This is a genomic window from Chryseobacterium sp. SNU WT5 (assembly GCF_007362475.1).
Classification (GTDB): domain Bacteria; phylum Bacteroidota; class Bacteroidia; order Flavobacteriales; family Weeksellaceae; genus Kaistella.
In genome coordinates this window covers 1,495,993-1,509,993 of the sequence record NZ_CP041687.1, presented here as the reverse complement: position 1 = coordinate 1,509,993, position 14,001 = coordinate 1,495,993, and the positions used below count along the sequence as shown (strand labels likewise).

General features: G+C 35.1%; 11 protein-coding genes. 7 read left to right on the top strand and 4 right to left on the bottom strand.

Annotated features, from left to right (window positions below):
* The first annotated feature begins 20 nt into the window (after positions 1 to 20).
* The 5 genes from FNJ88_RS07210 (at position 21) to FNJ88_RS07190 (ending at position 5,723) form a co-directional block, all read left to right on the top strand.
* Entirely contained in the window at positions 21 to 407 is a 387-nt protein-coding gene (locus tag FNJ88_RS07210; RefSeq protein ID WP_143852534.1) for a hypothetical protein, read from the top strand.
* A gap of 5 nt (positions 408 to 412) precedes the next feature.
* On the top strand, positions 413 to 2,206 hold the full coding sequence (locus tag FNJ88_RS07205; protein ID WP_143852533.1) for a MutS-related protein: 1,794 nt from the start codon (positions 413 to 415) through the stop codon (positions 2,204 to 2,206).
* A 443-nt stretch (positions 2,207 to 2,649) separates the two neighbouring features.
* On the top strand, positions 2,650 to 3,999 hold the full coding sequence (locus tag FNJ88_RS07200; RefSeq protein ID WP_143852532.1) for a TolC family protein: 1,350 nt from the start codon (positions 2,650 to 2,652) through the stop codon (positions 3,997 to 3,999).
* A 48-nt stretch (positions 4,000 to 4,047) separates the two neighbouring features.
* Positions 4,048 to 4,638 (top strand): SprT-like domain-containing protein, encoded by a 591-nt coding sequence (locus FNJ88_RS07195; protein ID WP_143852531.1) that lies wholly within the window; start codon positions 4,048 to 4,050, stop codon positions 4,636 to 4,638.
* A gap of 2 nt (positions 4,639 to 4,640) precedes the next feature.
* Entirely contained in the window at positions 4,641 to 5,723 is a 1,083-nt protein-coding gene (locus FNJ88_RS07190) for a mannose-1-phosphate guanylyltransferase (protein WP_228414496.1), read from the top strand.
* A gap of 54 nt (positions 5,724 to 5,777) precedes the next feature.
* Here FNJ88_RS07190 and FNJ88_RS07185 read toward each other — a convergent pair whose 3' ends face one another.
* The 3 genes from FNJ88_RS07185 to FNJ88_RS07175 are packed head-to-tail and all read right to left on the bottom strand — an operon-like array spanning position 5,778 to position 8,298.
* Positions 5,778 to 6,743, bottom strand: a complete 966-nt coding sequence (locus FNJ88_RS07185) for a glycosyltransferase family 9 protein (RefSeq protein ID WP_143853885.1) — start codon at positions 6,741 to 6,743, stop codon at positions 5,778 to 5,780.
* The gene (locus FNJ88_RS07180) at positions 6,743 to 7,162 is read right to left on the bottom strand and encodes a SufE family protein (protein WP_143852530.1); all 420 of its coding nucleotides are present in this window, start codon (positions 7,160 to 7,162) and stop codon (positions 6,743 to 6,745) included. Before FNJ88_RS07180 ends, FNJ88_RS07185 begins: the two co-directional genes overlap by 1 nt.
* Before the next feature lie 38 nt (positions 7,163 to 7,200).
* Positions 7,201 to 8,298, bottom strand: a complete 1,098-nt coding sequence (locus FNJ88_RS07175) for a glycosyltransferase (RefSeq protein ID WP_143852529.1) — start codon at positions 8,296 to 8,298, stop codon at positions 7,201 to 7,203.
* 250 nt (positions 8,299 to 8,548) lie between these two features.
* Between FNJ88_RS07175 and FNJ88_RS07170 the strand changes: the two genes are divergently transcribed.
* Entirely contained in the window at positions 8,549 to 11,068 is a 2,520-nt protein-coding gene (locus FNJ88_RS07170) for an ATP-dependent Clp protease ATP-binding subunit (protein ID WP_143852528.1), read from the top strand.
* Positions 11,069 to 11,146: 78 nt separating this feature from the next.
* On the opposite strand, the gene FNJ88_RS07165 is transcribed toward FNJ88_RS07170, so the two are convergent.
* On the bottom strand, positions 11,147 to 11,650 hold the full coding sequence (locus FNJ88_RS07165) for a superoxide dismutase family protein (protein WP_185145786.1): 504 nt from the start codon (positions 11,648 to 11,650) through the stop codon (positions 11,147 to 11,149).
* A 142-nt stretch (positions 11,651 to 11,792) separates the two neighbouring features.
* On the opposite strand from FNJ88_RS07165, the gene FNJ88_RS07160 reads away from it, so the two are divergent.
* Positions 11,793 to 13,997, top strand: coding sequence for a TonB-dependent receptor domain-containing protein (locus tag FNJ88_RS07160; RefSeq protein WP_143852527.1), 2,205 nt, complete (start codon positions 11,793 to 11,795; stop codon positions 13,995 to 13,997).
* Positions 13,998 to 14,001 lie beyond the last annotated feature (4 nt).

Genomic DNA, 14,001 nt, shown 5'->3' with positions numbered 1-14,001 from the left:
AAATTTATAAATTAAAAAAAATGATTCACGATAAAGATTATATCATTAGAATAGTAAAGCAATTTTCGGAATCTCTGGATAAACTTTTATTACAGAAATACGAAGGCGAACTGCCTGAACAACAACGCATTTTTGACACGAACATGAATGATACGTTTAAGATGGATTTTAAAACACTGTCTTCTAAAACAACTGATGAAATTGTTCAGTTGATCAATGAAAAAGATAGTAGTCACCACATCCCCTACTTTGAATTATTAGGCCATCTTTTCTATTCCAAATATAAAGATAATCCTAATCCTGACTTGGCTAAAAAAGCTCAAGTATTCTATGAAAATTATTTGCAAAAAAGTGGGATTTTCTCCATGCCAATAGTCAGCAGAATTGGAGAATTGAAAAAAGTATGAATTGAATGAGTTCACTACTTTTATTACTTTCTGAGAAAAAAGAAATTTATTCAAGATTAAAAAAAAGACAAACCTTTCTTGGATGGCTGCGTGTAGCCATCTTTATTTTGATCGTTTACTTCTTATTTAATTATTTCGCGGCAGAAAATGGATTTCCTTCTCATTTGTATTTAGGAATCTTCTTTCTTCTCCTGTTTATTATTTTAGGTCTTTTTCTGGAAAAAGTGAGGGATGAATTGCTATTTTACAAAAATTACCTTCACATTGGAAGCGAAATTAATAATAAAACCGAGTTTCAAACCGGTCTTGATTCAGAAGAAGAAGATGATCTTGCCGGTCATCCGTTTGCAAAAGATCTTGATATTTTAGGAAAAAATTCACTGTTCAGCATCGTTAGTTATTGTGAAACAGTCTTAGGAAAAAATAAACTTAAAGATTTTCTGTTAAATTTATTGGTAGAAGAAAAGCAAATTACGGCGAGACAAACCGCAATACAGGAAATCTCTCAAAAAACCGACTGGTGTATTCATTTTCTTTCCTTGTGTAAGTCATTAAGCATCAATGAAAAGATTGATTACCCGGAAAGAAAAGAGGATATTTTCAAGGATTCTCTTATGGCTAAAGTCGCTGTATTTGCAATTCCGTTGTTAAGTATCGGCGTTTTAATTTCACTTATTTTTATTAAGATTCCCAATTTTTATTTAGCACTACTTTTCGGAGGTATATTTACGATCTCTAGAATCGTTCTTTTCTTCTATCGAAAAAAGATCAATTCTATTTCTAATGCTTTATCCTTTGATTCCAGCCAATACGATCAGTTCTTATCTGTATTTACACACCTTGAAAAAGAAAAATTTCAATCAGCTCTCTTTACAGATCTTCAGAAAAAATTTATTTCTACAAACCGCAATTCATCCAGAAAAGAAATAGAAAAGTTGGGGCGGTTATTAAGAAATTACGAAAGCGGAAACGGAAATATAGGATTGATCCTAAATAATTTCTTCTTATGGAAACTTAATTTTGCGATACAAATTGAAAAGCAAATACAAAAAATAGGACAGGATCTCCCACAATGGTTTGATGCGTTTGCAGAATTTGAAGCGTTGATCTCTTTCGGAATTTTTACCTTTAAAAATCCCACTTATATCTATCCGCAAGTTATAGATAAAGGTGAAAAATTAAAAGCCTTGCAGATCACCCATCCTTTGTTATCGAAAGAAAAAGTAGTATCCAATAATTTTGAGGTTTCAAAAAATACAGAGATCGCTATTATCACGGGTGCTAATATGACCGGCAAAAGCACATTTTTAAGAACAATAGGAATCAATTTAGTACTGGCAATGAATGGCTGTCCGGTAGCGGCAAAGGAATTTTCATTTATACCGATGAAAATATTTTCGTCAATGCGAACGAGCGATTCTTTAAACGATGGGACTTCCTATTTTAATGCAGAAATTCTGAGATTGAGAAGCCTGGTCGAAAATCTGGAAAAAGGCATTCCTCAATTCATTATTTTAGATGAAATTTTAAAGGGAACCAACTCGCAGGACAAGCTAAAAGGCTCTGAACTCTTTCTGGAGAAACTCATGAATAACCCAACCGATTTTTCCTGTCTAATTGCAACTCACGATCTGGATCTGACGAAAATAGAAGAAAAATTTCCTTTAAAAATCAAAAACTATTGCTTTGAACTTCAGAATATTAATGGCGAATTAGAAACGGATTATCAACTTCAAAATGGTGTTACCAAAAGTATGAATGCAATTTATCTGATGCGGAAGTTTGGGATAATAGATTGATTACAAAACAAAAGTAATTTTTAAGATTTCACCATTTACTCATAATTAAGATAAAGATGCACAAAAACAACCGAACTCCTTCAAGAGAAAGAACTGATATTTTTTATAATTCTAAAAGTAAATCTATAAAATCCGACAAGAAACTGACTCTGCTAGCGATAATTCTAATCATACTGGTGATCTATATTGCTTATCAGTTTGGGTATAGTATTGGGAATAATGCTTATAAAAAAGGTTTGTAAGAATTATTTAAATATTACTTTAGTTTTGATGGTACCAAATAGCGTTTATCCAAATATGTAATAAGAGCGGGTGCATTTAAAAAAAATTAGAATTACGTAAAAAAAAGTATACTAAATGGCTAATTTCTACTTTTCGAATCCTTTTATAAAGTGAACTGTAACAAATCATTAAAAACTTCGTCTTATTATTTAAAATCATCCATGAAGAAATCAGCTATTTTTTTTCTGAGTTTAGTATCAACTTTTGTCTTTTCTCAGAAGATATGGACGCTACAGGAATGTGTAAATTATGCCATTGAGAACAACCTTCAGGTTATTCAGAATTCCTATAACAAAAAGCTTCAGGATAACTCTTTGCAGATTGCAAAGCGACAGTATCTACCTTCTGTATCAGCAAACATTAATAATAATGCAAGTTTCGGTCAAGGAAGAGATATTTTCGGAAATACCAACCGGAATGATAACTTCAGCAACGGAGCTAATGTAAGCGCAGATATTTTACTTTTCAACAATGGCAGATTAGAAAAAAATATCAGAAAAACTCAATTTGAAGTTGAAGCAACTCAGTATGATATTGAAAAAATAAAAAATGATATTTCATTACAGATTGCCCAACAATATTTATCCATTTTATTAAATCGTGAAGTCACCAGAATATCAGAAAGTGCTTTGCAAAATGCAGAAAAGCTCTATCAACGTGCAAAGATTACCACAGAAGTTGGTACAACAGCACAAACCATCTTAGCAGAAGCAGAAGCAGCATTGGCAAGAGAAAAACTGAATGTGAAAACTGCAGAAATTAATACGGAAAGAAGTCTGTTTTCATTAGCGATGTTATTGCAGCTTCCAGATTATAAAAATTTTGACATTCAAAATGTAGATGTCGACAATAAAATAGATGCGCCGCTTTATTCAGCTGCTCAGATTATTGATAAAGCTTATGAAAACCAACCTCAAATCAAAGCGGCAGAAAGCAGAATAAAATCTGCGGAAGCTCAGACAGAAATTACCGAAACAGGTTTTTGGCCTACAATCTCCGCAAATGCAGGTGTAGGAACTTCTTACTTTAATTCTCTGGTAACCAATAATGCTGGTCGGGATATTAATGGCAACCCAATCAAGGAAAGCAGCTTTTTTAAACAATACAAAGACAACTTCGGACAGCAACTTGGATTATCGGCAAACATTCCTATCTTCAATAAAGGAATAACGAAGTTAAACATAGAGCAGTCTAAGATAAACGAAGAAATTGCGAGAACTTCTCTTCAACTACAAAAGCAAGATGTACTGCAAACCGTTCAAAAAGCGCAATTCGATGCAACGAGTAATTACGAGTCTTACATTACCTCTACAGAAGTTGAGAAAAGCTCAAAACTCGCTTTGGATTTTGCGGAGAAAAGCTATAACGCAGGTCGTACCACCATTTATGATTTAAACAACGCCCGTAATAACTATGCAAACGCGCAGGGAAGTGTGGCACAGGCGAAATACAATTACCTTTTCAGCTTGAAACTATTGAACTTCTATGCAGGAATTCCTTTATCTTTATAGAAATTAGAAGGAGTATAAAACACTTTCTTCTTTAATAGTTATTACAAAATGTCCATTTCTCTTTTAGAAAAACACTTACCGGAAAACACTTTATCGTATTTAAAGAATTGGTTTGCTGATTATTCTATTCATATCAAAATAACGAAAGACCGTAATTCAAAATTAGGGGATTATCGGAAAATGCCGGATCACTCTCATCAGATCACCATTAATTCCACTTTGCAACCGCAACTTTTCTTCTTTGTACTTACCCATGAACTGGCGCATTTAATTGCTTTTGAAAAATATGGGCGTCGGATCTCGGCTCATGGAGCAGAATGGAAAAATACTTTCAGAATTATGCTTTTAGAAAGTTTAGCGATTTATGATGATGACTTAAAGGCAATCATTTTGAAGTTCTCGAAATCCCCGAAAGCCAATTTTATGTCGAGTCCGGATTTAGTAAGATACTTCCACATTGAAGATTGCGAAGATGAAAGTTCATACATTGAAGATCTAAACGCCGGCGACCATTTTACCTATAAAAATCAAATTTATATCATGGAGGAGAAGAGGAAAAAAAACTATCTTTGCCTGCAAACCAAGTCAGGAAAAAAATATATTTTTAAGCCATTAGCAAGAGTAGAAAAATTAAGTTAAGTATGTCCAAATCAAACAATTACTGCGTTATCATGGCAGGAGGAATCGGCAGTAGATTCTGGCCTATGAGTACCCAGAAATACCCCAAACAATTTCAGGATATTTTAGGAACGGGCCGAACGATGATTCAGCAAACTTTCGATAGAATCAGCAAGATTGTAGCGCCCGAAAATATCTTTGTAATTACGAACAAAGAATATATTTCTCTTACAGAAGAACAACTTCCACAATTACAAAGCGCAAATATTGTCGGTGAGCCGATGATGAAAAACACGGCAGCTTGTAATATTTTTATGGCCAAGAAAATTGCCCATATTAATCCGGATGCCAATATCATTGTTCTTCCTGCAGATCATCTAATTTTAAAGGAAAACACCTTTTTGGAGAAGGTGCAACTTGCCTTTAATCTAGCCGCAAAAAACGATTATCTAATTACTTTAGGTATTGAACCTACCCGCCCAGACACTGGATTTGGTTATATTCAGTTTGTAGAAAAGAAAAATTCTGAATACTTCAAAGTTAAAACGTTTACTGAAAAGCCAGATCTGGAGATTGCAAAGACTTTTTTGGAAAGTGGTGACTTTCTTTGGAATGCAGGGATATTTATCTGGAATGTACAATCAATTCTATCAGCTTTCACCGAGCATTTACCGGAAATGACTCAAAATTTTGACAGTTGTGATTATAACACTGAAAATGAGATCGGATGTATTAATGTGATCTATCCAAAAGTAAACAAGATTTCTATTGATAACGGAATTCTGGAAAAAGCACAGAATGTTTATGTAATTCCATCTGATTTGGGATGGAGCGATTTAGGAACCTGGACTTCTGTGTTTGAAAATGCGGAAAAAGACTCCTTTAATAATGCCGTAAAGTCAAAGCACATTGTGACCTATAACTCGACAGGAAATGTTATTAAACTTAAAAATGAAAACAAAGCTGCTGTGATAGATGGGCTGGAAAATTACATTATTGTAGATACTGATACTGCACTTTTAATATGTCCACGAGATAATGACCAACTGATAAAGGATTATATACAAGATTTAAAAACGATAAAGAAAGGCGAGAAATTTCTTTAAATAAACACTGAGATCAACAAAAAATCCTTTCAAGAATTGAGAGGATTTTGTTTTTTAGATAAGATCAATAATCTTTTGAATAGATATCTCATGTAAACAGGCCCAATCCCCGCGATAGCATTCCCGATCACCGAACACAGAACATGGTCTGCACGTTAAATCTTTGACTTGAACTATGTCTGTTTGACTTTGACCATAACCTAGAAAACCCGCATATGGATGGGTTGCACCCCAGATCGATATACATCGGGTCCCCATTAAACTAGCTAGATGCATATTTGCCGAATCCATAGAAATCATTACTTCCAGTTCAGAAATCTTCTGCAACTCTTCTTTCAGACTTAGTTTTCCCGCTAAATTCTCTGTATTAGAAATTTGCTGCTGCCAATCATTTAAAACGGAGACTTCATTTTTCCCACCACCGAAAAAGTAGACTTTATGTTTAGCAGCCAATATTCTTACCACCTCAAAGGTTTTTTCTAATGGAAGCATTTTACCCTTATGTTGAGCAAAGGGCGCAATACCGATTCCATTCTTAATGATTGAAGGGTCCCTCCTGTACTGATGCGAAAGTTGAAGATTAAAACCCATCGACCGGAAAACATCAGCATATCTTTCGCTGGTAGGTTTCAATGGAATTTTATTCAAATTCCAGATATCTGTAAGGAGTTCTTTTTCCTCTTTCCCTTTGTTAATTTTAAAAACCTTAAAATCGTTCTTTGTGAAAAAGAGGTTGAGTGCTTTAGTCCGGATAACATCGTGGAGATCGGCAATATAATCTGGTTTAAATTCCTTAAGTAACGATTTGCCCAGTTTTCTTAACCCAAAAACTCCTCTGTAATCATCAACGTTAATGCCTTTAAAAATAAGATTTGGTATACCCTCAAATAGATCTTTAAAATTATTTCTAGAGACCATAATGATCTCTACATTGGGGTTTTGCTGAAGGAATTCAATAAATACTGGTGCTGTCATCGCGACATCACCAAAAGCTGAAAACCGGTATGCTAAAATCCTGATCAATTTTTTATTTGAAAAGCTACTGCGTAAAACTTAATCTGTTTGGTCATCGCCATTAATCCATTAGCCCGCGAGGGAGAAAGAAATTCCTGCAGCCCTATTTCTTCTATAAATTTAAAATCAGAATCTAAAATTTCCTGAGTAGAATGTCCGCTGTATATGGAAACTAATAAGGATACAATTCCTTTTGGTAAAATACCATCAGAGTCCGCTTCAAAAAATAATTTACCCTCTTTGAACTCGGCATCAACCCAAACTTTGGACTGACAACCTTTTATTAAGTTTCCCTCATTTTTTTTATCCTCAGGAAGACCTTTCAATTCCTTTCCGAGATCGATTATGTACTCATATTTTTGTTCCCAATCTTCTAGAAAGGCAAATTCTTCTACAATTTCTTGTTGTTTTTCTTTGATAGTCATCGTTCACTGGAATTTGCACAAAGGTAAGAAATTCAGGTTTAGAAATTTTCCTTCTCTACCTTTTTAAACAGTTGAAGAATCTTTGGCTCTTCATTTTCCCAACAAAGTTCTTCTGCTGCTTTTCCCAGTTCAGATTGATAAAATGTTCTTCCATTTTCAAGAACAGTTTTAATTTTATTTGCCAAATTTTCCGGGTTGTGATTCTCTACAATTTCCCCCACTTTGAACTGATTGTAAACACGCATCATCTCGGGAAAATTAATCATCACCAACGGAACTCTTGCCTGGATGCAGTCGGAAACCTTATTCGGTAAAGAATACAAATAGCTTACCCCGCCATTTTCTTCAATACTTAATGCAACATCAGCTGTTATAGTTACTTTACGAAGTTCAGTTGGGGTGAGTTTACCTAAAAACTGTACTTTATTCTCAAGATTTTGATCTCTTACCATTTGTTCATATTCAACTCTCTTCGGACCGTCACCCACAATTTTAAAGATGACTCCAGTCAAAAATTTGAGTGATAGAATAGCTTGTGAAATTCCTCTTGACTGGTTAATTACACCCTGGTATAATAAAATTTTAGGATTATTATTTAGCATTTCAATCCTCTCAGTAATTCTTCTTGGAATATTCCTTATAACAATAGGATCTACAGAGTATTTTTCAGAAAACCACCGAGCATAACTAAAGCTTTCCGTCATCATGTATTTCATCTCGGGGACCAGTTTACGTTCCAAAACCCTCCATATCTTTTGAGATATTTTACCTTGAATTGCAGGCATTTCGCTGAAAATCTCATGACTGTCAAAAACTAATGGGATCCCTAATTTTTTCGCTAAAATATAATTAGGATAAAGAGCATCCAGATCATTCGCTAAAAGAATCGTGTTCTTATCCGCAGTTTGTTTGAGTAATTTAAAAAGTTTCCAGTTAAATTCAGCGTAAGCAGTTTTCAAAGATTTCGAAGAAATAGCAATCAGTTTTACAGGATAAGGTCTTTTTACTGCTTCCATACCACCCCAGTCATTTCCAATAAGTTTAATCTCATAACCCGCATTATGAAGAGTTTCACAAACTTTTTCTATTCTTTGATCGGTATATAAATTACTGAACGCACTTACAATAACTTTCATGGGGAAAAATTACGCTTTTTTGAGCAAATGCTCAACTTGAATGGCATTAAAGAATGGTAGTTTGTATATTGGATAACAGAGAATTACTCATGATACTAAACCTTTAGAAATTAAACCTTATCATTATCAGTGAGATACCATAATTATTTCTGCCATATAGTCTTAAAATATTTTTGGTAAAGTATTTGTAACTTGGGTAGTACATGATAGAATTATTTTCTATCTTTAATTAACAGACGAGAAACAATATATGGATCATCAATTTTCAAACGGTTTGGATCAGGTGTTCAAACACAGTAAAAACGAAGCACGACGCTTACACAGCGAGTTTCTAAATACAGAGCATTTTCTTTTGGGAATGATCAAGACAGAAAACTCTGCTAAAGAGATCATGCATAATTTGGGGGCCGATTTAACCCAAATAAAAAGAAAAATCGAAACCATGTCGGTTGCCAGCTTAAATCCCTTTTCCATCGAAAGTGAGAAAGTTTCTTTTACAAAGATGGCTGATCATGCAGTAAAAAGATCAGAGCTAGAATGCAGACAATACCAGAGTACCGAGATTAATACGGTACACCTTCTCCTTGGCATTCTTTATAAGCCGGAAGATCCAACGACCAGTATTTTAAGCTCATATGATATTGATTACGAAAGAGTAACCAAAGAATACCAAACAATGTTGAAGAACTCAGGACAAACTCCTAAAATGAGCGCTTACGACGATGATGAAGAACGGGAAGAATTTGGACAAATGAGGAAACCAACTGGGAACATTGGGACCGGGAAAAGTAAAACGCCAACGCTGGATAATTTCGGCCGGGATTTAACGACTTTGGCCAGAGAGGGGAAATTGGATCCGGTGATTGGTCGTGAAAAAGAAATCGAAAGAGTTTCGCAAATTTTATCAAGAAGAAAGAAAAACAATCCACTTCTAATTGGTGAACCGGGTGTAGGTAAATCTGCTATTGCAGAAGGTTTAGCTCTAAGAATTCAGCAGAAAAAAGTTTCGCGCGTACTTTATGGTAAGCGGGTAATCACTTTAGATCTTGCAAGTCTGGTTGCCGGAACAAAATACCGTGGACAGTTCGAAGAACGCATGAAAGCAATCATGACAGAACTGGAAAAAAACAGAGATGTCATTTTATTTATCGATGAATTACACACCATAGTAGGTGCTGGAAGTTCTACAGGAAGTCTCGACGCTTCTAATATGTTTAAGCCAGCGCTTGCAAGAGGAGAGATTCAATGTATTGGTGCGACTACCCTAGATGAGTACAGACAGTATATCGAGAAAGATGGCGCACTTGAGCGCCGATTTCAAAAAGTAATGGTGGAACCCACTACGGTAGAAGAGACGATCCAAATTTTGAATCAAATTAAAGACAAATATGAAGATCACCACAATGTTACTTACACGGATGAAGCGATTCTCGCTTGTGTAAATTTAACAGCGAGATATATTACAGACCGCTTCTTACCAGATAAAGCAATTGATGCAATGGATGAAGCCGGGTCTCGGGTTTATATTAAAAACATGAAAGTTCCGACGGAAATCATCGATCACGAAAATAAGATCGAAATAATTAAGGAACAGAAACAGCAGGCGGTTAAAAAGCAAGATTATCTGGAAGCAAGAAAATTGAAGGATGAAGAAGAGCGTTTACAGATCGAGCTGAACTTAGCGCAAGAGGCTTGGGACAAAGATGTAAAAGAGAAAAAAGAAACTGTTTCGGAAGAAAGTGTGGCGGAAGTTGTTTCCATGATGAGCGGAATTCCAGTGACGAAAGTCGGCAAAAATGAACTGGATAAACTGGCTCATATGGATGAGATGCTGAACGGAAAAGTAATTGGGCAGCCAGAAGCGGTGAAGAAAGTCGTAAAAGCAATCCAACGAAATAGAGCAGGATTAAAAGATCCCAACCGACCTATTGGTACCTTTATTTTCTTAGGAACTACCGGTGTTGGTAAAACGGAACTTGCAAAAGTGATGGCTCGTGAATTATTTGATTCGGACGAAGCTTTGATCAGAATCGATATGAGTGAATACATGGAGAAATTTGCAGTATCTCGATTAGTAGGAGCTCCTCCTGGATATGTAGGATATGAAGAGGGAGGCCAGCTTACAGAAGCTGTTCGTAGGAAACCTTATGCAGTAGTACTTTTAGATGAAATAGAAAAAGCACATCCGGATGTATTTAATATATTATTGCAAATACTGGATGAAGGTTTTGTTACCGATTCCTTAGGAAGAAAAATTGATTTTAGAAATACCATCATTATACTCACTTCCAATATTGGAACCAGAGATCTAAAAGATTTCGGCGACGGAGTAGGATTTGGTACAATAGCGAAGAAAACCAACACGGATGCCAGAGCCAGAAGTACCATTGAAAATGCTTTAAAGAAAGCTTTTGCCCCTGAATTCCTGAATAGAATTGATGATATCGTGATCTTTAATAATCTTGAAAAAGAAGATATTACGAAAATTATCGATTTAGAATTAGGCAAATTATACAGCCGTTTAGAAAAACTGAACTACAAAGTTGATTTGACTGACGAAGCAAAAGAATTTATTGCTGAAAAAGGCTGGGATAAAGATTTTGGTGCTCGTCCGCTCAAAAGAGCGATTCAGAAATACATTGAAGATTTACTCGCTGAAATGCTCGTAAACAAAGAGTTATCTGAAGGAAGTACTGTAATTCTTAAATTGAATGAAGTGAAAGATGGTTTAGAAGGTGAGCCTACAAAAAAGAAAACCAAAACCAAGTAATTACCCTTCTATGCTTTTTAAATAAAGACCGTCGCAGATATTCTGCGACGGCCTTTCTATTAAGATTGATAGGTGGTTTTATTTAATTTCTACACATCCTACTCTTCCTCCTGCATTTCCAGTTGGTTGAGAATGAAAATCATCTTTATCAGCATGAATAACTAAAGATTTACCTATGATGTTTTTTGAAGGATCAGAACATCCCAGACACCATTTGTCGGTTTTGAAAACCAATCTTGCCGTGCCATCTTTATCAGCATTCAAGTTTCCTATATCTCCCATATGAAACTCATCCTTTCCCCATTTCCCGTGATTTTCTGAGGTAGGATTCCAGTGTCCGCCAGCAGAGCTTGCATCTGAAGCGGAGCAATCTCCTTTTTCGTGAATATGTACTGCATGAATTCCTGGAGATAATTTGTAAATGTTCATATCCAAGGAAACCATTTTGCCTTTTTGTTCAAAATTAGCAGTCCCTTGAGTCATGGTTCCGCTTTTGGAATTTACCGTATAATTTTTGGTTGTGGTACATGATACTGCCAATAATGCACTGCAGATAAGCACCGAAAGTGTAGCGATTTTCATAAGAATATTTTTTATGTTAATGAATAATGAATTGCGTATTGAGAACAAAATTACTGTTCAGTATTGAATTTTTACAATTCAGTGTATTAAATTTTCAGCAAATGTCATTCCGTAATACATTTACAGGATTAAAATTAATACGATGCAAACTTTTATGAGTGGAAAGATGATAGTGGTTGTCACCTTTTTAATGGCTTTTTTCGCTAATGCTCAAATTACCATTTCAGGTACAGTTCATTTTAAAAATAAAGGAGTTAGAGGCATTTCTGTGACTTTAAAAGACACCTACGACGGCGCAACTACGGACAAAAACGGTTTTTATACTTTTCAAACTACAGAAAAAGGTAACCAAATTTTAGTCTTCTCTAATCCTAAATTTGCAGATATCGAAACTAATATCATTATAAAAGATGTTTCCATTACTTCAAATACAGATTTAAAAGAGCAAATTTCAGAAATAGCAGCAGTTGTTATTTCAGCAGGTTCTATAGAAGCAAGCGATAAGAAAAGAGCCACAACACTACTGTCACCCATTGATATTTATACTACCGCAGGCGCAGACGGTCAGATTTCAGCTGCTTTAACTTACCTTCCTGGCGTACAAAAGATTGGTGAGACAGAAGGTCTTTTTGTTCGTGGTGGAACTGGTACAGAAACCAAGATATTTATGGACGGAAATTTAATTAACAATTACTTTTCTGCTTCTATTCCTGGGATTGCAGGACGTGACCGGTTTAACACTTCACTTTTTAAAGGTAATATTTTCTCAAGTGGTGGATATTCTGCGATTTACGGACAGGCACTTTCGGGAGCACTAATTCTAGAAAGTGTTGATCTTCCTGAGACGAGTTCTTATGATTTTGGAATTTCTCCTCTTTTTATTAACGGAGGACTACAAAAACTGAGCAAAGATAAAACCTATTCTTACGGTGCGAGCTTGAGTTATTTCAATTTGGCAATGGTTCAAGATCTTCTAAAATACAACACACAGTTTATCAAAAGTCCTAAAGGTTTAGGAGGAGATCTTAATTTTCGATTAAAGACAAAATCCGGAGGAATATTTAAATACTATGGTAATTTTGATGTCAATGAATTGGTAGTTCGATCTTCCAGTTTAGAGCCTGAAGTGGATGAAACAAATACAGCTTTAAAATCGAATATGCTTTTCCAGAATTTGTCTTTTCGGCAGAAATTCGGCAGATATTTGATAAATGCTGGAATGTCTTACTCGTACAACGACTCTGATCTGAATAACTCTAGCTTTAAAAACAGCTTAAAAACCTCAGAAATTGACTTGGTTAATAAAAGTAATTATCTGAACTTCAAAACGATATTAGAAAGAAAAATTAATAAAATTTCTGCAGTCCTCACAGGATTTGAATTTAACAACGCTGCCGAAACCACCAATTTCGGGAAAAACTATCAAGATTTAATCTCATCTGGTTTTGTAGAAACTGATCTCGGTATCAATAATAATCTGTCGTTTAAAATTGGTGCGAGAGCAGAACATTCTACTTATCTGAATGCAACTAATTTCGCGCCCAGAGCGGCTGTAGCATATCGATTATCAACCGGATTAACTGCTTCTTTTGCATACGGAACGTTCTATCAAAACCCAGAAAGTAAATATTTAAATTCTAACTACCCCATCACATTTCAGAAAGCAGAACATTACATTTTCCAGTTGCAGAAATCATCGGAAGGGCGAAGTTTACGTTTTGAATCTTTCTACAAAAAGTACGGTCAACTAACGAAAACTTCTGGAAATCAATTCATGCAAACTGCAGAAAATAACGAAGGAAAAGGATATGCAAAAGGAATCGAGATTTTCTGGAGAGACAAAAAAACTTTTAATAATATCGATTACTGGATTTCTTATTCATTCTTAGACACCAAAAGAGATTTCTTAAACTATCCCTTTAGTTTAACCCCTGGATTTGCAGCAAAACATACCCTGTCTGCAGTTGCAAAAAAATTTGTAACTACCTGGAAGACTGGATTTAATTTGTCCTATACCTATGCTTCTGGGCGTCCGTATTATGATATTATTTCCCAAAACAAGAGCAATGTTATCCGACATGAAGGAACTTTGAAAGATTACAGCAGTCTTAATTTCAGTTTGAATTATCTGCCAAATTTAGGCAATAAGAATTCTAAAACCTTTACCGTTTTGGTCCTAAGCGTTTCGAATATTTTAGGAAATAAAAATATCTATGGTTATAATTTCTCCAACGATGGACAAAGACGTTCCGCAGTTTTACCACTAACAAATATGTTTGTATTTGTAGGAGCTTTCATCAGTTTTGGCGTTGACAAGACCAATGACGCAATCAATAACAATTTATAATTTA